This window comes from Nannocystis pusilla (assembly GCF_026626665.1).
GTDB lineage: Bacteria > Myxococcota_A > Polyangia > Nannocystales > Nannocystaceae > Nannocystis > Nannocystis pusilla.
Window position 1 is genome coordinate 4,433,841 of record NZ_JAPNKE010000002.1, and the last position, 17,859, is coordinate 4,451,699.

At 74.0% G+C, this 17,859-nt stretch carries 13 protein-coding genes and 1 pseudogene; 7 read left to right on the forward strand and 7 right to left on the reverse strand.

All coding sequences use genetic code 11. The annotated features are described in order from the left end of the window. Positions 1–36 precede the first annotated feature (36 nt). The gene (locus tag OV079_RS19515) at positions 37–228 is read right to left on the reverse strand and encodes a hypothetical protein (RefSeq protein WP_267770340.1); all 192 of its coding nucleotides are present in this window, start codon (positions 226–228) and stop codon (positions 37–39) included. 649 nt (positions 229–877) lie between these two features. Between OV079_RS19515 and OV079_RS56070 the strand changes: the two genes are divergently transcribed. From OV079_RS56070 to OV079_RS19540, 5 genes and pseudogenes are all read left to right on the forward strand, one after another. Beyond that, positions 878–1,498 carry an ADYC domain-containing protein gene (locus OV079_RS56070; RefSeq protein ID WP_267770341.1) on the forward strand — a complete coding sequence of 207 codons (621 nt, stop codon included), beginning with the start codon at positions 878–880 and terminating at the stop codon, positions 1,496–1,498. Beyond that, entirely contained in the window at positions 1,495–1,824 is a 330-nt protein-coding gene (locus OV079_RS19525; protein ID WP_267770342.1) for an ADYC domain-containing protein, read from the forward strand. Before OV079_RS56070 ends, OV079_RS19525 begins: the two co-directional genes overlap by 4 nt. Positions 1,825–1,836: 12 nt before the next feature. Further along, positions 1,837–4,593 carry a serine/threonine-protein kinase gene (locus OV079_RS19530; protein ID WP_267770343.1) on the forward strand — a complete coding sequence of 919 codons (2,757 nt, stop codon included), beginning with the start codon at positions 1,837–1,839 and terminating at the stop codon, positions 4,591–4,593. A 1,404-nt stretch (positions 4,594–5,997) separates the two neighbouring features. Beyond that, positions 5,998–6,534, forward strand: a pseudogene (locus OV079_RS58200) (ATP-binding protein); the annotation flags it as partial. A 91-nt stretch (positions 6,535–6,625) separates the two neighbouring features. Continuing rightward, the gene (locus OV079_RS19540; RefSeq protein WP_267770345.1) at positions 6,626–8,014 is read left to right on the forward strand and encodes a sigma-54-dependent transcriptional regulator; all 1,389 of its coding nucleotides are present in this window, start codon (positions 6,626–6,628) and stop codon (positions 8,012–8,014) included. 186 nt (positions 8,015–8,200) lie between these two features. Here the strand turns inward: OV079_RS19540 and OV079_RS19545 are convergent, their stop codons facing one another. The 4 genes from OV079_RS19545 to OV079_RS19560 all read right to left on the reverse strand — a co-directional run bounded on the left by OV079_RS19545 (position 8,201) and on the right by OV079_RS19560 (position 13,428). Then, a complete protein-coding gene (locus OV079_RS19545) occupies positions 8,201–9,841 on the reverse strand; it encodes an NAD(P)/FAD-dependent oxidoreductase (RefSeq protein WP_267770346.1) in 1,641 nt (546 codons plus the stop codon). Positions 9,842–10,597: 756 nt separating this feature from the next. Beyond that, positions 10,598–12,508, reverse strand: coding sequence for a TIGR02996 domain-containing protein (locus OV079_RS19550; protein WP_267770347.1), 1,911 nt, complete (start codon positions 12,506–12,508; stop codon positions 10,598–10,600). Between the two features lie 135 nt (positions 12,509–12,643). Next, a complete protein-coding gene (locus OV079_RS19555) occupies positions 12,644–12,877 on the reverse strand; it encodes a hypothetical protein (RefSeq protein ID WP_267770348.1) in 234 nt (77 codons plus the stop codon). Next, the gene (locus tag OV079_RS19560; protein WP_267770349.1) at positions 12,874–13,428 is read right to left on the reverse strand and encodes a hypothetical protein; all 555 of its coding nucleotides are present in this window, start codon (positions 13,426–13,428) and stop codon (positions 12,874–12,876) included. Before OV079_RS19560 ends, OV079_RS19555 begins: the two co-directional genes overlap by 4 nt. Positions 13,429–13,877: 449 nt before the next feature. Here OV079_RS19560 and OV079_RS19565 point away from each other — a divergent pair, with 449 nt between their 5' ends. Both OV079_RS19565 and OV079_RS19570 read left to right on the forward strand, forming a co-directional pair. Further along, positions 13,878–15,614: a serine/threonine-protein kinase gene (locus OV079_RS19565; RefSeq protein ID WP_267770350.1), complete on the forward strand. Its 1,737-nt coding sequence runs from the start codon at positions 13,878–13,880 to the stop codon at positions 15,612–15,614. Further along, complete coding sequence (locus tag OV079_RS19570; protein WP_267770351.1) at positions 15,611–16,222, forward strand: RNA polymerase sigma factor; 612 nt, start codon at positions 15,611–15,613, stop codon at positions 16,220–16,222. The genes OV079_RS19565 and OV079_RS19570 overlap by 4 nt, the downstream gene beginning before the upstream one ends. Before the next feature lie 123 nt (positions 16,223–16,345). Here OV079_RS19570 and OV079_RS19575 read toward each other — a convergent pair whose 3' ends face one another. Together OV079_RS19575 and OV079_RS19580 are read right to left on the reverse strand one after the other, a co-directional pair. Then, complete coding sequence (locus tag OV079_RS19575; RefSeq protein WP_267770352.1) at positions 16,346–16,849, reverse strand: VOC family protein; 504 nt, start codon at positions 16,847–16,849, stop codon at positions 16,346–16,348. Positions 16,850–17,091: 242 nt separating this feature from the next. After that, on the reverse strand, positions 17,092–17,847 hold the full coding sequence (locus OV079_RS19580; RefSeq protein WP_267770353.1) for a hypothetical protein: 756 nt from the start codon (positions 17,845–17,847) through the stop codon (positions 17,092–17,094). Positions 17,848–17,859: the final 12 nt, after the last annotated feature.

The window sequence follows — 17,859 nt, forward strand, 5'->3', positions numbered from 1 at the left end:
ACGCGCTCCCGTGACCGCGGCGTCGTTCGTGCGGCGTCAATACCTCTCGCCGTAGCACGAGCCGTAATCATCGAGGTTGTAGCGGTGGCAGTACCTCCGCGCCTTGCTGCGACACCAGCCGTCCGGCTTTTGGACCGGATCCACCGGGGAGTCCCAGACGCGGCGATAGTCGCTGAAGCCCTCGCAGCAGGCCAGGCAGTAGATCCGGACCTCGCCGCCGCCCCCCAATAGACCCCGCCGCTCTCGTCGGGGACCACGCATTCATAGGTGGCCGAGGGATGGGTCTCGTCGGTGAACTCGTCGCCGGGCGCGGCCGATTCCTGTCTCTCATGAATCCTCGTCCCCACCGCCGCGGACCGTGACCGGCGCTCGGACTTTTGTGTTGATAAAAACATGTCTCATGAATCCTCGTCCCCGCCGCCGCGGCCGTGGCCCGCCGCGTCCGGCGCTCGATCTGCGTGCTCTCGCGAGCATGACCGATCGAACATGACTCCGGGACTTCTCGTCTCCACCGTCGTGGCCGGCGACGCTCGCGGCCGGCGCTCGCTCCAACCGGCGATGCGCGTGCGAGGTCGCGACTCCATCGACCTCTGCCCCCTTTGAAAACTCGCAGCCCGGCGCTCGCGCGCCCGCGCGCAGCGTCCACCTTTGCGGCCGGGCGGGCCGGGCGGCGGGTTCTGCCGGCGGTCGGCAGAAACCGCCGCTCCGCCGGCCGGCGAGCTCTGCCGGGGGTCGGCGGCCCTCGCCGCCACGCCGACCGGCGCCGCGACACCACACGACAATTCTTCGCCGCCCGGGCGAGCCCGGCGCTTGCGAGAGGGGTCCGCGTCACCGTGGAGAACCCGTCGATGCACCCCGTCTCGTCCCGTCTGCGCCCGTGGCTTCCCGTGTTCGCGCTCGCCCTCGCCGCACCCGCCGGCTGCGACGACCCGGCGGACCTCACCGACGACGGCGCCGTGCTCTGCGCCCCGGCGGCGGCGGCGGCTGCATCGGCTGCTCCCTCAATTCGCCGACCGTCAACGACGCCCTGATCACGGAGCTCAACCTCGACGGCGTCGCCAACGCCGGCGGCGTCACCTTCGTCGACATCTTCAACCCGCAGAACGGCAATCACTACAAGCCCGACATGAACCTGGGCCGCGACGAGCTGATCGCGCGCAACATGAACACCGGCCAGATCACGTATACGGGCCCGCAGTTGGTCGGCAAGATCTTGAGCCTGATGACCCCGACCGGCCCGGTCCAGCTGCGGATCGTCGGCTTCGACGGCGGCATGCCCTCGTGGTCGCAGGGCGGCGCCATGGTCAGCGTCTATCGCATGCAGTACAACGATCAGGACAACGTGACGCAGCCCGTCTGCCCCAACACCAGCGACGACAAGAAGGACATGGTCACGCTGATCTACGGCGAGACCTACGACCGTGAGACCAACGCCATCACCCCGGGCAAGGCCGGTGGTTCACGATCGCCTGCGTCGCCGAGGGCGCGTTCAAGATGAAGATGATGGACTACGCGCCGAGCGGGGCCCGGCACGCCGACCTCGAGCAGCGCAAGGCGACCCTGCGCATGGTCACCGCCGACTACTGCGGCGACGGCACCCCCTACACCGTCGACGGCACCCCGGTCGCGTGGCGCAACGCCAGCGGCAGCGTCGTCCCCGGCGTCGCCGAGAACTCGCTCGAGGCCAAGTGGGGCCCCGACGGCGCGCTCTGCCTCGACGACCCGCGCTACGCCGATCCTGCCAGCATTCACTGCGCGGTCCCGGCGTGCAGCGGCAACGGCTCGTTCGGCCCCGGCGTCGAGTGGCGGACCATGCTGCCCTGATCGGAGCTCGGCGTGGCCCTCGACCGCTCCACCCTGCTGTCCGGCCCGGCGCCCGCGCCCGCGCTCGACCTCGCCGAGACCGCGATCAGCGGCGCGCGAGCGGTGGTCCGCGAGGCGGCGCCTGCCCTCAATCCGGCGACCGACCCGGCGGTGCGCGGGCGGATCGGCCGCTTCGTCCTGCTGCGCGAGCTCGGCGCCGGCGGCATGGGGGTCGTCCACGCCGCCTTCGATCCCAAGCTCGATCGCAGGATCGCGGTCAAGCTGCTGCGCCGCGACCTCGCGCCCGATTACGACGAGGCCCGGTTCCTCCGCGAGGCCCAGGCGATGGCCCGCCTGTCGCACCCCAACGTGGTCCAGATCCACGACGCCGGGGTCGAGGGCGGCCAGTTCTTCATCGCCATGGAGTTCGTGGAGGGCCGCACCGCCGGCGAGTGGGCCGCCGAGCGGCCGCGCAAGTGGCGGGAGATCCTCGGCGTGTATCTGCAAGCGGGCCGCGGCCTGGCGGCGGCCCACGCCGCGGGCGTGGTGCACCGCGACTTCAAGCCCGACAACGTGCTGATCGGCAGCGACGGGCGGGCCCGCGTCGCCGACTTCGGGCTCGCCCGCGGCGACGACGAGGGCGGCGAGCGCCCAGGGCCGCGCACGGACGGCCTGGTCGGCGCGCGGCTCACCGCCCAAGGCGCGGTGATGGGCACGCCGGCGTACATGTCGCCCGAGCAGCACCTGGGCAAGCCGGCCGGGCCCGCGAGCGATCAGTTCAGCTTCTGCGTGGCCGTGTACGAGGCGCTGTGCGGCGCGCGGCCGTTCGCCGGCGACACCCTGCTCGGCCTCACCGACAACATCCTCGCCGGCCGCGTCCGCGAGCCGCCGCCGGGGGCGCGCGCGCCGGCGTGGCTGCTCGCGCGCTTGCGCCGCGGCCTGCGGCCCGACCCCGCCGATCGCTACCCCGACATGGACGCGCTGCTGCGGGCGCTGGAGCGCGATCCGGCGGCGCAGCGGCGCAAGTGGTTCGGGGCCGCCGCGCTCGGCGGCGTGGCGATGACTCTCGGCTGGGCGCTGGCGCCGGCCTCGGCGGTCTCGCCGTGCGACGCCGGCGAGGCGCAGGCCGCCGAGGTGTGGGGCGATCCGCAGCGCCAGGCCGTGACCGCGGCGCTGCCGGCCGAGGTCGCGCCGAAGGTGATCGCCGCGCTCGACGACTACGGCGCGCGCTGGGCCGCGGTGTACCGCGAGGTCTGCCTCGGCCATCAGCGCGGCGAGCGATCGAGCCGGCTGCTCGACGCCGGCATGCGCTGCCTCGGCGAGCGACGGGCGGCGCTGGCGGGCGCGGCCGAGGTCCTGGCGCGCGGCGGTCCCGGGGTGGCGCGCGAGGCCACCGCGGTGGTCGCCAAGCTGCCGTCGCCGGCGCTGTGCGGCGATCCGGTGGCGATGGCCGCCGAGGTCGCGCCGCCCGCAGATCCGGCGGTCGCCGCCGCGGTCGACGAGCTGCGGGCCCGCCTGGCCCGCGCGCGCGTGCTGGCCGACGCGGGCGAGCTCGGTCCGGCCGCGGGCGAGCTCGCGGCGGTGCGCGCCGAGGCCGAGCGGCTCGCCTACCGCCCGCTGGTCGCCGAGACTGCACTGGCCGCCGGACGCACCGCGCAGCTGGCCTACGACCTGGCCACCGCGCGCACGAGCCTCGACGACGCCTACGTGCTCGCCCTCGCCGCCCGGGTCGACGCGGTCGCGGCCGAGGCGCTGGCGCGCCTGGTGTGGGTCGACGGCGTCGGCCTCGGCCAGCCCGACGCCGCGCTGGCGCAGCGACGTGTCGCCGAGGCCATGGTCGAAAGGACAGGTCACCGCCCCGACCTGGCGGCGCTGCTGGCCAACAACCTCGGCGCCGTCCACGGGGCGCGCGGCGAGCCGGCGCTGGCGCTGGCGAGCTATCAGGCCGCGGTCGCGGCCGGGGACGCGGCCGCCTACGCCGACCCGATCGAGCGCTGGAGCTACCACGCCAACCTGGCGCTGGTGACCGCCGATCCGGGCGCGCGCGCCGAGGGCTTCGCGGCCGCGCTGACCGGGCTCGGCGGCCTCCTGGGCGAGCGCCACCCGTACGTGCGCCAGCTGCGGCGCATGGCCGCCGACCACACCCTCGACCCCGCGGCCGCGCAGGCGGTGTTCGCCGAGGTGTGCCCGCAGTTCCGCGGCCCGGGCGAGCCGTACGAGGTGTGCGCGGTGTGCTGGCTCGGCCTCGGCCACGCCGAGGACGACCTCGACCACGCCGAGGCCGCGGCGACGGCGATGGAGCAGGCCACCGCCTGCCTGGCCGGCCCGCTGCACCCCGACGACGTGGCGCCGATGACCGCCCTCTCCGAGCTCGCCGGCGGCTACGCGGCCCTGCTGCGCGGCCGGCCCGAGGCCGCCCTGAAGCCGCTGGAGGCCGCGATCGCCGGCGCCTCGCCGCAGCGCGAGCGCCGGTGGGTGGCCCTGCGGATCGCCGACGCCCAGGTCGGCCTCGGCCGCGCCCTGCTGGCCCTCGGGCGCCCGGGCGAGGCGATCGCGGCGCTCGAGCCGGCCATCGCCACGCTCTCGGCCCGCGCCGCCGACGACTTCGCCAGCGCGCCGCACCTGCTGCTCGCGCGCGCGAGGGTCACCCTGGCCGAGGCGCTGAGCCGCACCGACGCCGCCGCCACCGCCCGCGTCGAGGAGCTGCGGGCCGCCGCCCGCGAGCTGTACCGCCGCGCCGGAGCCGGCGGCGCGACCCGCCTGGCGGCCCTGCCGGGGGCGCGGCCCTGAGGGGCTGGAGTTCGGGACATGTTCTTCGAGACACCTGCGAACCGCCTCCTGACGCCGGCCCCGGTGATCGACCCGCCGCGCGAGACCGGCTGCCGAATCGTTACGACCGCCGCCCGCAGCGACCTGTCCCGCGAGACAGGCCGCCGAATCTCGGCGACCGCCAGCCACGGCGACCTGTCCCGCGAGACAGGCGGCCGAATCTCGGCGACCGCCAGCCACGGCGACCTGTCCTCCGAGACAGATCACCACGCGACGACCTCCGCCCGCGGCGACCTGTCCCACGAGACATGTCCGCGCATCGCCACGACTTGCGGCCGTATCGACCTGTCCTCCGAGACAGATCACCAAGCGACGACCTCCGCCCGCATCGACCTGGCCCTCGAGACAGACGGCCCGCCCGACGCGCGCGCCCCGACGCCGCGCTCGCCTGCGCGATCGGACATGTCCTCCGAGACATCCGGCATGCGAAGCCGCCCGCGCCCGGCACCGCTGCAATCCGTCGCCGCGGCCGTCTCGGTGCGCCCCACGTCTGCGGCGGGCGACCCCGATCCATCAGCCTCTTCCTCGCTGCGCGCCGTCGCCGATCTCGCCGCGCGCGGCCTCGGCGGGCTCAGCCTCTCCGCGAAGACCGCCTCCCACGGGCCCCCACCGGGGGCTCTGGCGACAGTGCGCGATTTCGCCCCACCTGCCGCAGCCGGCGCCGGGCCGCCCGCGGACCGCGGATCCGCTACCCTCGGCCCGCGGATGCCCGATCTCGGCAAGGCTGGCGCGTGGGGTCTGCTCGCGGTCGCCGGGGCGCTCGCGGGCCTGCTCGCGCTGTCGTCGGTCGCCTCCTTCGTCAACGCCTACCGGATCGGCGAGGCCGTGGTGCGCGGCGAGGGCGAGGTGCTGCACCGCCTGGTCGAGCGCGACTTCCCGCGCGGCCGCTGGGCCACCGCCGCCGACCTCGAGGCCATCCTCGTCGACGGCCGCGACGAGGGCCTGCGCTACCTGGCGATCCTCGCGCCCGACGACGCCGTGGTGGTCGAGGCTGGCGTCAGCGTCGAGCGGCCGCTGCGACCCGACGACCGCCGCGGCGTGCTGGCGTGGATCGACGACAACCTGGCCGGCGACGGCAACGTCGCCCGCTTCGAGCGCCTGCTCGGCCCGCCGCCGCGCTCCGGCGAGAGGCCGCCGCCCGGGGTCGAGCCCGGCGTGCGCCCGCCGCCGCCGCGGGTCGTGATCGAGTTCGAACCGCGCCTGGCGGCCGCCTTCTTCCGCCAGGCCCTGCGCGACCTCGTGGTCGGCCTCGCGGTCGCGGTCGCGCTGGTCGTCACCGCCTGGGTCTCGCACCGCCAGCGGCAGCGGGCCCAGGCCGCCGAGGCGGGCCACGCCGAGCGGCGCCACCTGGCCGCGCTGGGCGAGATGTCCGCCGTCCTGGCCCACGAGATCCGCAACCCGCTCGCCAGCCTCAAGGGCCACGCCCAGCTGCTCGAGGAGCAGCTCGCCGACAACGAGCGCCGGCGCGCCAAGGCCAGCCGGATCGTCGAGGAGGCGGTGCGCCTCGAGGCGCTGACGACCAGCCTCCTCGACTTCGTGCGCGCCGGCAAGCTCAAGGCCGCGACCGGCGACCCGCGGGCGATCGCGCGGCGAGCCGTCGAGCTCACCGATCCGGCGCGGGTCGTGCTCGACGACGCGGACGCGCCCGCCGGCTGGTACCTCGACGCCCAGCGGGTCGAGCAGGCGCTGGTCAACCTGGTGCGCAACGCCCTGCAGGCGAGCCCGCCGGGCGCCACGGTCGAGCTGGCGATCCGCCGCGAGGACGGCGGCCTGGCCTTCCGCGTGGCCGACCGCGGCCCCGGCGTGCCGGCCGAGCTGCGCGCGCGGATCTTCGATCCGTTCGTCACCGGCCGCACCCAGGGCACCGGCCTGGGGCTCGCGGTGGTCTCGCGGGTGTGCGAGCGCCACGGCGGCAAGGCCAGCGTCGAGGAGCGGCCCGGCGGCGGCTCCGTGTTCCGCGTGGGCTGCCGCCGGCCGAAAGAGAGGGTGACTGATGGCGCACGTGCTGGTCGTCGACGACGAGCCGGGGATCCGCGAGTTCGTGGCCGAGGCGCTGGCCGACGACGATCACGAGGTCGCGCAGGCGGCCTCCGGCGAGGCCGCGTGGGCGCTGCTCGAGCGCGAGGGCTTCGACGTCGTGCTGTCGGACCTGCGCATGCCCGGCATGGACGGCATGGCGCTGCTCCGCCGCCTGCGCGAGCGCCAGCCCGACGTCGAGTGCATCATCCTCACCGCCCACGGCGACGTCGACACCGCGGTCGAGGCGATGCGCCTCGGCGCGTTCGACTACCTGCAAAAGCCGCTCGGCTCGCTCGCCGAGCTGCGCCTGCTCATCCGCCGCGCGGCCGAGCGCCGGGCCCTGCGCAACTTCCAGGAGGCCCACCAGGGCAGCAGCGACGCCGCGCCCGAGCTGACCTTCGGCGCGCCGGCGATGCAGCCGGTGGTCGCCGCGCTGCGCAAGGTCGCGGTCACCGACGCGACGGTCCTGCTGATCGGCGAGAGCGGCACCGGCAAGGAGATCGCGGCGCGGGCGGTCCACGGGATGAGTCGACGCAAGGCCGGCCCGTTCGTGGCCGTCAACTGCGCCGCGCTGGCCGAGCAGCTGCTGGAGAGCGAGCTGTTCGGCCACGAGAAGGGCGCCTTCACCGGCGCGCACGCGCGTCGCCGCGGCCGCATCGAGGTCGCCCAGGGCGGCACCTTCTTCCTCGACGAGGTCGGCGAGCTGGCGCTGCCGCTGCAGGCCAAGCTGCTGCGCCTGCTGCAGGAGCGGACCTTCGAGCGGCTCGGCGGCGGCCCCACCCTGCGCGCCGACGTGCGCTGGATCGCCGCCACCAACCGCGACCTCCCGGCGATGATCGCCGAGGGCCGCTTCCGCGAGGACCTGTTCCACCGCCTCGCGGTGTTCCCGGTGGTCCTGCCGCCGCTCCGCGACCGCCGCGAGGACATCGAGCCGCTGGCCGAGCGCCTGCTCGCCCAGGCCTGCGCCAACCTCGGGCGCAAGCCGCTGAAGCTCGACCCCTCGGCGCGGGCCCTGCTGCGCCGCGCTCGCTGGTCGGGCAACGTCCGCGAGCTCGCCAACACGCTCGAGCGCGCGGCGATCCTGGCCGACGGCGACACCCTGCACGAGGGCGAGCTGGCGATCCCCGGGCTCGGCTTCACGCCCGCGCCCGTCGCCGCCGCCCCTGCTCCGCCCGCCGCGCCCGTCGCCGCCGGCGAGCCCGGGCACGACGGCCCGCCGCGCCCGCTGCAAGATCTCGAGCGCGACGCGATCGAGGCCGCCCTGCGCCACTTCGAGGGCAACCGGATCCGCACCGCCGAGGCCCTCGGGATCGGCGTGCGCACCCTCTACGACAAGATCAAGCGCTACGGCCTCGGCGAGTGACCTGTCCGGAGGGGCACGCCCTCGGTCGCCCCGACGCGACGAAGGACATGTCCCGTAAGACATGTCCGTTCATTCCGCAGCCGCCCGCCGCCGGGGCGCGCGAGCGGATGTTCGAAGGGACATGTCCGAAATGCTCGGACATGTCCCTCGGGACAGACGATCACCCGGCGCGACCGGGCGAGCGGGTCAGGCGGCCTCGTCGGGGCGCAGCCGCTCGAGGTACTTCAGGTCGAAGTCGAACCAGCGGTTCAGCGGCCACTTCGCCTCGGTCTTGCCCCACGCGATCATCTGCTTCAGCTTCTCCGGCAGCACGTCGGTGTGATGGGCAGCCGGGTCGCCCCACGGGTGGATCGGCGGCAGCGGCGAGCGTCCGAGCAGCTCGAACACCAGCGTCGCGGCCTGCTCCGCGTCGATCTCGCCGGCCTCCCAGCGGTCGAACGTCGTGTCGGTGAAGCGGCGCATGTCCTCGAGCGGATCCTCGCCGGGCGCGGGCTCCAGCGGCAGCGGGTCGGCGTCGAGGAGGGCGAAGTCCGCCTTGTCGCCGCTCTCCAGGTACTTGAGGCAGACCCGGAACATGCGCAGGTCGCCGAACAGGATGTTGATGAGCCACACCCGCAAAAACGCGTTCCAGGTCTCGAAGTTGGCGAACGAGCGGAACGAGTTGTGGACCATGCGATCGTTGTCGGCCAGCATCGCGTCCTGCAGCTTCCGCGGGTACTCGAAGCGGGCCGGGTCGAAGTCGTCGTCCTTCAGCGCCTGGATCAGCCGCGGCGCGAGCGCGTGGATCGTCTCGAACGTGTTGATCATGCCGCGCGAGTACAGCGCGTCGATGAAGCCGTGCGCGTGCGACAGGAGGAAGAAGCGCTTGCCCACGCTGTCGGTCGCGGTGAACTGCAGGCGGCCCGTGCCGACCCACGGCCGCGTGACCTCGGCGCCCTGCAGGTGGCGGGCGATGCTCGGGTAGCGGTTGACGACCTCCCAGAACTCCTGCTCCGGCGGGATGCCGCGCTGCGGGTACTTGCGCATGTCGAGCGTCAGGCCGACGCTGGTCAGGTCGCTCTCCGAGCCGGGCACGTTGTCGAAGCGGATGATCCAGAACCACCCGCCGTCGATCACGTGGTGCAGCGTGCCCTCGTAGTAGCCGCGCGTCAGGCCGGGCCGCTCGTGCGGGGCCATGATATCGTCGTAGCGCTGGAAGCCGCGCATGTGGGTGAAGATCGTGCGCGACTGGGTGCGCAGCGGCGGCACCTCCGGCCGTAGCCCCATCCGTTCGGCGACCAGCGACTTGTGGCCGGTGCCGTCGCACAGATAGCGGGCGCGGAACTCCTCGCCGGCGGCGGTGCGCAGGACCACGCCGTCGTCGTTGAGCTCGAAGTCGACGACGTCGGTGCGCTCGCGGTAATCCGTGCCGTACTTGATCGCCGCCTTCACCACGTAGTGATCGATGTCGGAGCGGAACAGGTGGCTCTCGGAGGCCAGCGGCGTCGGCGGCGGCACCAGCAGGTGGCCCTTGTTCGGGTCCTGCGGCTGACCCTCGTCGTGGTAGAGGAACCCGAAGGTCTTCTTCACGCCGACGTTGCGGGTCACGTGGCGCAAGATCTTCTGCGTGCAGCTCAGGTGCTGGAGCTCCGGCACGTCGAACCGCTCGCCGAGGATCCACAGCAGCATCGAGCTCTGCGGCTGCATCGCCTCGCCGACGGCGAAGCGCGGGTGGGCGCCCTTCTCGAGCAGCAACACGCGAAAGCCCTGACGGGACAGGATCGCCGCCAGGGTCGAGCCGGCGATCCCGGCGCCGAGGATGGCGACATCGTAGGTTTGTGAATCCACGAGAGCCTCTCCAAGGTTTAGCGAATCGGCGAATCGTGGCAGATCGCCCGCGCACTCGACTCGCCTCGTTGGGTCATGCAGAACGCGGAATCTTCCGAGATGCGCCGCGCGCAGTCAACGTCCCGCGGCCCCGGCCCGGCCGGAAGGGTCGGCTTTCGCCCCTCGATCGCCTCCGAACATCGCCGCCGCTGCCGGTGGAACGCGGACCTGATCGCCAGGCCAAGACCTATCGCCGTCGCACCCACCCGCCCACACGACGACCCATTTGCCGCGACCACCCAAATCGTGGCACTCGAGCCGCAGCGGTCGAGTGTCCGGCGAATCAGTCGACCTGCAGCTCCGCGCTCAATTCGCGCAACGCCTCCCTCGCCGCTCGCGCGCGTCGCCCGGGCCCAGGACGAGCCGCTGCAGCGAACTCGGCCAGGCGCACGAACGAGCGGACCTGTCGCCTCGGGCGAGGGCGCTCCGCGGTCAGGTGCACCGCTCGATCCCGCGGAGGTGCGGCGCCCCCGAGCGCCAATACCGTCGGCACCGATGGGGTTACCGCGGACCCCAGCTCGCCCGGCGCCCCCAGGTGCGCTTCCGCCGGCGCGCGCATTCCCACGTCGCCGATCGCGTCGGCGCCGAGATCGAGCCCGGTGAAATCGGCGAGCAGCGGATGGGCCGCCCGCACGCGCGCCCGCGCGTCGCCGATCCCGCAGCGGCCGAGGCTCCGCGACCGTGCCGCGACCTCCTCGTCGTCGCACCCGCCGCAGATCACAGGATGACCAGATCCGGTGCGACCGCCCACAACTTGCTCACGAGCGGCTCGTACAGCTCGTCGGGCGCGAACCTCGCTCCGACGTGGAGCGAGTGGAGCGAGTGAAGCCACGGAGCACCCGCCAGCGGACAAAGATCCGCCGGCCGGAGCTCCCGGTTGTCCAGGTGCAGGCGGAGCAGACGGCGGAGGTGTGGCGCCGCCGCGAGCGCGGCGACCCCGGCCGCGGTGACGGGGTTCCTGTCGTCGAACCACAGCTCGCTCAACGCAGCCATGGGCGCCGCCGCGAGCGCGCGCAGGCCATCGTCGCCGATCTGGTTGCCGCTGAGATCGAGCCCGGTGAGCCCGGCGAGCAGCGGCGCGCCGGCCAACGCACGCGCCCCCTCGTCGCCGATCCCCGTGTGAGCGAGGACGAGCTTGCGAAGCCGGGTCCAGAGCCCCGACGCGAGCGCCGCGACGCCCTCGTCCCCCAGCCGGTTCCGGTGGACGAAGAGCTCCCGCAGACCGGCGAGGTGCAACGCCGAGGCGAGGGCCCGCGCTCCCGCCGGCCCGAGACCCGAGTGCGTGAGGCGCAGCTGCTTCAGCCGGGTCATGTGCGTCGCCGTCGCCAGCGCCTCCGCTGCACTGTCGCCCAGCGGATTGTCGTCGAGGAACAGGTGCTCGAGCCGGGCCAGCCACGCCTCCTCGAGCAGGGCCTCGATGCCGTCCGGACCGATGTCGTTGTCGCGCAGGTCGAGGAGCTCGAGCCGGGTCAGGTGGCGGGCGTTCGCCAGCGCAGCGGCCCCCTCGTCGTCCAGCTTGTTGTAGGGGAGCCGGAGCTCGCGCAAGCCCGCGAGGGACTCGGCCCCGGCGATGATCTCCACGCCCTCGATGCCGAGGCCGTTGTGGCTCAGGTCGAGGGTCCGCAGGTGCTTCAGCCGCTTGACGATCGACCCCACGCCTTTCGGCCCGATCTCGTTGTCGTACAGATCGAGCAACGTCAGGTTCGGCATGCCAATCGCCACCGCCTCGGCGCCGAGCGGGCCGAGGAAGCTGGCGCCGAGCCACAGCTCGCGCAGGCCGGCGAACTGCGGCGCCGCTGCCAGCGCGCGTCCGCCCGGCAAATTGATGTCGTTCCACTGCAGGTCGAGGGTGACGAGCTGATTCAGGTGGCGCGCCGCGGCCAGCGCGAACGCCCCCTCGTCGCCGCAGGGTTCGCGGCCGCTGTCGAAGAACGTGCAGCCGAGCCACAGCTCGCGCAGGTTCGCCAGGTGCGTCGCCGCTGCCAACGCGCGCACGCCCTCGGTGCCGACCTGGCAACTTCGCAGGTCGAGCTTCGTCAGCCCGGCGAGGTGCGTCGCCCCGGCGAGAGCGAGCCCGCCCTCCTCGCCGATCGTGTTCTCGCGCAGCCGCAGCTCGCGGAGCTGCGTCAGGTGGGTCGCCTCGGCCAGCACGTACGCGCCGTCGGGGCCGATGTCGTTGAGGTCGGCGCACAGGTCGAGCGCCGTGACCACCGCGAGCAGCGGGTCACGTATCACCGACTCGAGCGCGTCGCCGTCGTCGCCGAGCCCGCGCAGGTGCAGCGCGCGGACCGGGGCGCCGCGGGCGAGCCGCTCGCCGATCGCATCGACGCGACCCGGGACGAGCGACACGGTATCGACGAAGCCGCGCGCCCAGGTCGCCTCGCCGATGCGCAAGCCGAGCTCGTCGTGCCACTCGTCCTCGTGGGCGGCCAACAGGACTTCCGCCCGCGCGGTGAGCTCGTCGCGGGCGTCCTCGTCTTCGCTGCGGGCCGCGGCGCACTGCAGCTCGATGAACTCGCCGCGCGGGTCGCCGCGCTGCTGCAGCTGCCGCGCGAGCGCCAGCCGCGGGCCATCGTCTTCGGGGCGGGCGCGGATGGCCGCCACTTGCTCGTCGGAGAGCCGCGTCAACGTCGGCGAGTCTAGGCGCGAGCCGCTGCGAGCCGTCAAGCTCCAAAGCACGCACGCGCGACCGAACCCGCGCGCCTCGATCCTCCGGGGCGCTCCGAGGCTCGCCACGTGCTCGCTGCGGCACGACCGTGAAGGTCACGGACGGCCCACGAACTTCGCGTCGTGCGGCTCGCGGAAGCAGTCGCGCACGACGTGAACCACTGCTCGCCGGGCCGTGAGCTCCGTGCTGCAGAAGCAGTCGCGCCCGACGTGAACCACTGCTCGCCGGGCCGTGAGCTCCGTGCTGCAGAAGCAGTCGCGCACGACGTGAACCACTGCTCGCCGGGCCGTGAGCTCGAAGCTCGCGCGCGAGGCCGTCGTGACTCTCACGGGTTCGGCGCGAGCGGCCGGCACGATTCGACGTGTCCCAGCGCGCACGCTCGCTCGCGCCGAGCGGCCGCCGTCCCGACGCCCAGCGCGCTCGCCTCCAGGCACAGCTCCGCGTGGCCGGCGTCGCAGCCGATCCTCGCCAGCGTCCGCCGGGTGGCGAGCGATTCGGGCGTCGGCATGCCCGCCTGTGCGTCGGCGATCTCCAGCATCAGCAGCGCCGGCGCGCAGCAGCTCGCCTCGCCGGCCTCGCACGCGGCCGCCTGCGCGTCGCTGCCTGCGGCCGTGCAGCTGCGGATGGGAGCACATCCCTCGGGACCCTCGTTGCGCATCCCCGCCGGGCAGCCGCCCGGCAGCGTCATCGGCCGGCAGAACTGCTGCTGCACGCAGGCGATCGCGTGCGACTGCCGTTGCGACAGCGCCGGGGTCTTCTGCGTCTTCCGCAGCAGCTTGCACATCTCGAGGTCGCCGGCGCGGGCGAACAGGGTCATCACCTCGATCTTGACGTCGGTGTGCTCGGGGCTGCCGATCCGGAGCGTCTTGCCGCGAGCCACCAGCGCGCGCGGCCGCGGTCAACGCGTCCTTGCCGTCGAGGAACGGAGGCAGCGGCTCACATCGCGGTTGGGTTGCGGCGACAGCGGGTGCGGGCGCTGCCTCGCCCTGGGCCAGCGTGGGCATCGCCGCGACCGCCGCCGCGACCATCCACGATCGCGACCTCCGCGGCGGCCGGGTGGTCGCGGAAGTTCGGGAGCCGCGCGGGGGCCGGCGCGACGACAGCATCCTCAGAACAGGGGCAAGCAGGGGCGTCATGATGATCCTCCAGCGACCGCCGGGCGCCTCGCCCGACAGTTCGCACCCGGGAGGTCCGGCGAGGCCGCCGGTTCAATTGGATTTTCTTCTCGGGCCCGCCCGAAAAAATCAGGGCGCGAAAATAATCCAATTGTTCCGCCGCCTCGCGGGACGCAGCACTGCGAGCCCCGGTATCGTCCCCTCGCCTCTCGAGATGCTCCCCGCCGACACCAACACCGAGCTCACCGATCGGCTGCTGCAGCGGCGGGTCAAGGCGCGGCTGTTCGGCGACCTCGACGCCTCGCCGCCGCCGCACGTCGGCGACTACCGGCTCGAGCGCCGGCTCGGCAGCGGCGGGATGGGCACTGTCTACCTCGCGTACGATCCGTCGCTCGAGCGCCCCGTGGCGATCAAGCTGATGCACGCCGGCCTGCAGGGCGCGAGCGAGCGGATCCGCCGCGAAGCGCGGGCGCTGGCGCGGCTCGCCCACCCCAACGTCGTCTCAATCCACGAGATCGGCGAGCACGACGGCCAGCTCTTCGTCGCCATGGAGTACGTCGACGGCGAGACCCTGACCGACTGGCTCGCGCGTCACCCGGTGCGCCCGCCTCCGCTGTGGCGCCGCGCGCTGCCGCGGCTCGCCGCCGTCGAGCGCGGCGGTCCCGACCTGCGCCCCGTGCTGGAGCGCTTCATCGAGGCCGCCCGCGGCCTCGGGGCTGCTCACGCCGCGGGTCTCGTCCATCGCGACTTCAAGCCCGACAACGTGCTCGTCGGGCGCGACGGTCGGGTCCGCGTCGCCGACTTCGGCATCGCCAGCACGCTCGACGCCGCCGCCGAGCTCGCGGTCACGGACGACATCGAATCGCCGCTGTGCACCCGCGCCGGCGAGCTCGCCGGCACGCCCGCGTACATGGCCCCCGAGCAGCTCGCCGGAGCGCCCGTCGACGCCCGCGCCGATCAGTTCGCGCTGTGCGTCGCGCTGTACGAGGCGGTCTGCGCCGCGCGGCCGTTCGCCGGCGCCGACCTCGCGAGCCTGCGCAGCTCGGTCCTCGAGCACGAGGCTCGCCCGGCGCCGCGCTGGGTGCCGGCGCCGCTGCGCGCCGTGCTCGCGCGCGGCCTGCAGCGCGACCCCGCGGGCCGCTTCCCCGACATGGCCGCCCTGATCGCCGCGCTCGCGCGGCTCCTGCGGCCGCGCACCGCCCCGTGGGCGATCGCGGGGGTGCTCGTCGCGGCCGCCGTCGCCGCGAAGCTGGCCGGCGCGGCGCCCGAACCCGCGCCGGAGGACAGCGCCGCGTCGCCCGCCAGCCCGACGCTCGTCGAGCGGCTGTGGGCCGCCGCGCCGGCGCTGTGCCTCCCGCGGCTGCCGTTCACGGGCGACCCGAAGGCCGCCCTCGCGGCCGTCCGCGCGCGGATGAAGGCGCACCCGACCGACAGCGCGCCGTACCTCGCCGCCAAGCTCGAGGCGATCGAGCTGCTCCTGCGCAGCGGCGAGACGGCCGCGTGCAAGCTGGCCGCGGCGACCCGCGAGGCCCCGCTGAGCGCCGACCAGGTCCACGCGCTCAGCTGCCTCGAGCGGCGCTACTGCGCCGCCATCGCGACGGCCGCGCCGTGCCCCGCGGGCACCCGCAACGGCGGCCCGGACGGCTGCGAACCGCTCGCGCGCTGCGAGGCCATCGGCACCGAGGCGCAGGCCCGGGCCTGCCTCGCCGGCGAGCCCGACTGCTGCAAGCACGCGCTGATCGTCGGCGAATACATGGACCTCGAGGCCGGGATCGCCGGGACCCCCGAGTCGAAGGCGCGGCGCCGCGAGCTCGCCGAGGCCGGCTGCGCGCACGGCTACGCCTGGCTGTGCGACCAGGCCGCGGCGCTCGACCCTGCTGGCCCGAAGGTCATGCGCGATCGGGCATGTTCTCTGGGACACGCGGAGGCCTGCGCAAAGGCGGCCCTGTGAGCGACCGCGCCGACGGGGAGCTGCTGGCGGCCTGGCAGGCCGGCGATCGCCGGGCCGGCGCCGCGCTGTTCGATCGCCACTTCCGCGCCGTCGCGCGGTTCGTCCGCGCCAAGGTGTGGTCCGAGGACGAGGTCGACGACCTGGTCCAGACCACCTTCGTGGCCTGCCTCGAGGCGCCCGCGCGCTACCGCGGCGAGGGCAGCCTGCGCGGCTATTTGCTCGGGATCGCCTATCACAAGCTGCAGAAGCTGTACGCCGAGCGGGCGCGGCGGCCCGTCGACGTCGAGCAGGTCAGCGTCCACGATCTCGGCCCGGGGCCGAGCACCGCGCTGGCGCGCCGCGCCGAGCACCGGCTCCTGCTCGCGGGGCTGCGGCGCCTGCCGCTCCAGTTCCAGGTCGTGCTCGAGCTGTCGTTCTGGGAAGAGATGACCGCCGGGGCGATCGGCGCGGTGCTCGGGGAGCCGGAAGGCACCGTGCGCACCCGCCTGCGCCGGGCCAAGGAGCTGCTCGCCGCCCAGCTGCGACGGCTCCGCGCCGCGCCGGCGCTGCTCGAGAGCACCCTCGAGGACCTCGAAGGTTGGGCCCGCTCCCTGCGAGCCGAGCTGTGACCGACCCGGCTCCACGCTCGCGCGGCGAACGACGCGCGAGCGCGCGTCGCCGTCGTCCGCCGTCGCGGCGGGCTCCGCCGAAGCTCTTGGACGAGCCGCCGGTCGGTCCCGGCCCACCGAGCCTCAGCCGGCCGCGGCCTTGCGCAGCGCGGCGATGTCGATCTTCCTCATCTGCATCATCGCCGCGGTGGCCCGCTGCGCGCGGGCGGGATCGGGATCCTCGAGCAATTCGAACAGCTCGACGGGCACGATCTGCCACGACACGCCGAACTTGTCCTTGAGCCAGCCGCACTGCTGCGCCCGCGGGTCGCCGCCCTCGCCGAGGCGGTCCCAGTAGTGGTCGACCTCGGCCTGCGTCGCGCAGTGCACCACCAGCGAGATGGCCTCCGTGAACTTGAAGTGCGGGCCGCCGTTGAGCGCGCCGAACTCGACGCCGTCGAGGGTGAAGCCCACCGTCATCACCGAGCCCGGCTTCGGCGCGCCGTGGACGCTGCTGGCCTCGCTGTAGCGCGTGATCTTGCCGATGCTCGAGTCGGGGAAGATCGAGGTGTAGTAGTTCGCCGCCTCCTCGGCCTGATGGTCGAACCAGAGGAAGGTGGAGATCCGCTGCTTGATCGTGGCTGCCATGATGATTCCTTCGTAATCGCGTGGGATGAACCCGGCCCTGCCTGGACGGCTCCTCGGCCGTGCTCACGACATCGTCGTTTCTGCGCGGCCGCTTTCGACACGGCCGACACCCGAGCTCGAAAAAATCTTCGCGGCCCCCGGCAGAGCCCGCCCAGCGCCCGAATTGCGCCTTTCCCCACCGGCCCGGGCAGCAGCGGCACGCACTCGAGTTCGCATGTGCCCGGCGCCGCAGTGATTCCTGCTCACGTCGCCCACTCGAGTTCGCACGTGCCCGGCGCCGCAGGACTCCTGCTCGCGCCGCCCACTCGAGTTCGCACGTGCCCGGCGCCGCAGTGACTCCTGCTCGCGCCGCCCACGCACGGCCTCGCGGCCGCCGTCCCGCGTGCAGCCCCACGACTTGCACGCGTCCCGCTGTCAGTCCATCGCCGCGAGCTCGCGGTCGAGCTGCGCCTCGTGCTCGTCGCGCGGTCGCTCGGGTCGCCGCGGCGGCGGCTCTTCCGGCGCGCGCGGCCCCTCCGGCGGCAGGCCTCGCCGCACGCGCTCGAGATCGGCGACCAGCGCCTCGCCCTGCCGCGGCTCGACGAGGGCGAGCGTCGAGATCCGTCGCCGCCGGGCTCCTCGCGCAGCTCGATCACCATGCCGCGCGACACTTCGGCCACCGGCAACACCGTGAACCGGTAGCGGACGATCACGCGGTGGACCGTGAGCTCCAGCCGCGCGCTGGTGAAGCGGACCGGCACGCCGCGTCCGTCGGGGACCTCGACGGATGCAGTGCCGACGCGGAGCTCGCCGCGCGCGCGGTACTCCGGCGTCGCCAGCAGATAAACCACCGGCGCCGCCACGACGAGGCCGCCGAGGCCGACGATCTTCCACGAATAGAGGCCCTGCGCCAGCGCGAGCGCGCAGAAATAGCCCGCCACGGCCGCCAGCCCGAACAGCGCGCCGACCACCAGCCAGTACGCGATCGGGGTGCGGACGGGGTAGACGACCGGGTCCATGGGCTCCTCAGC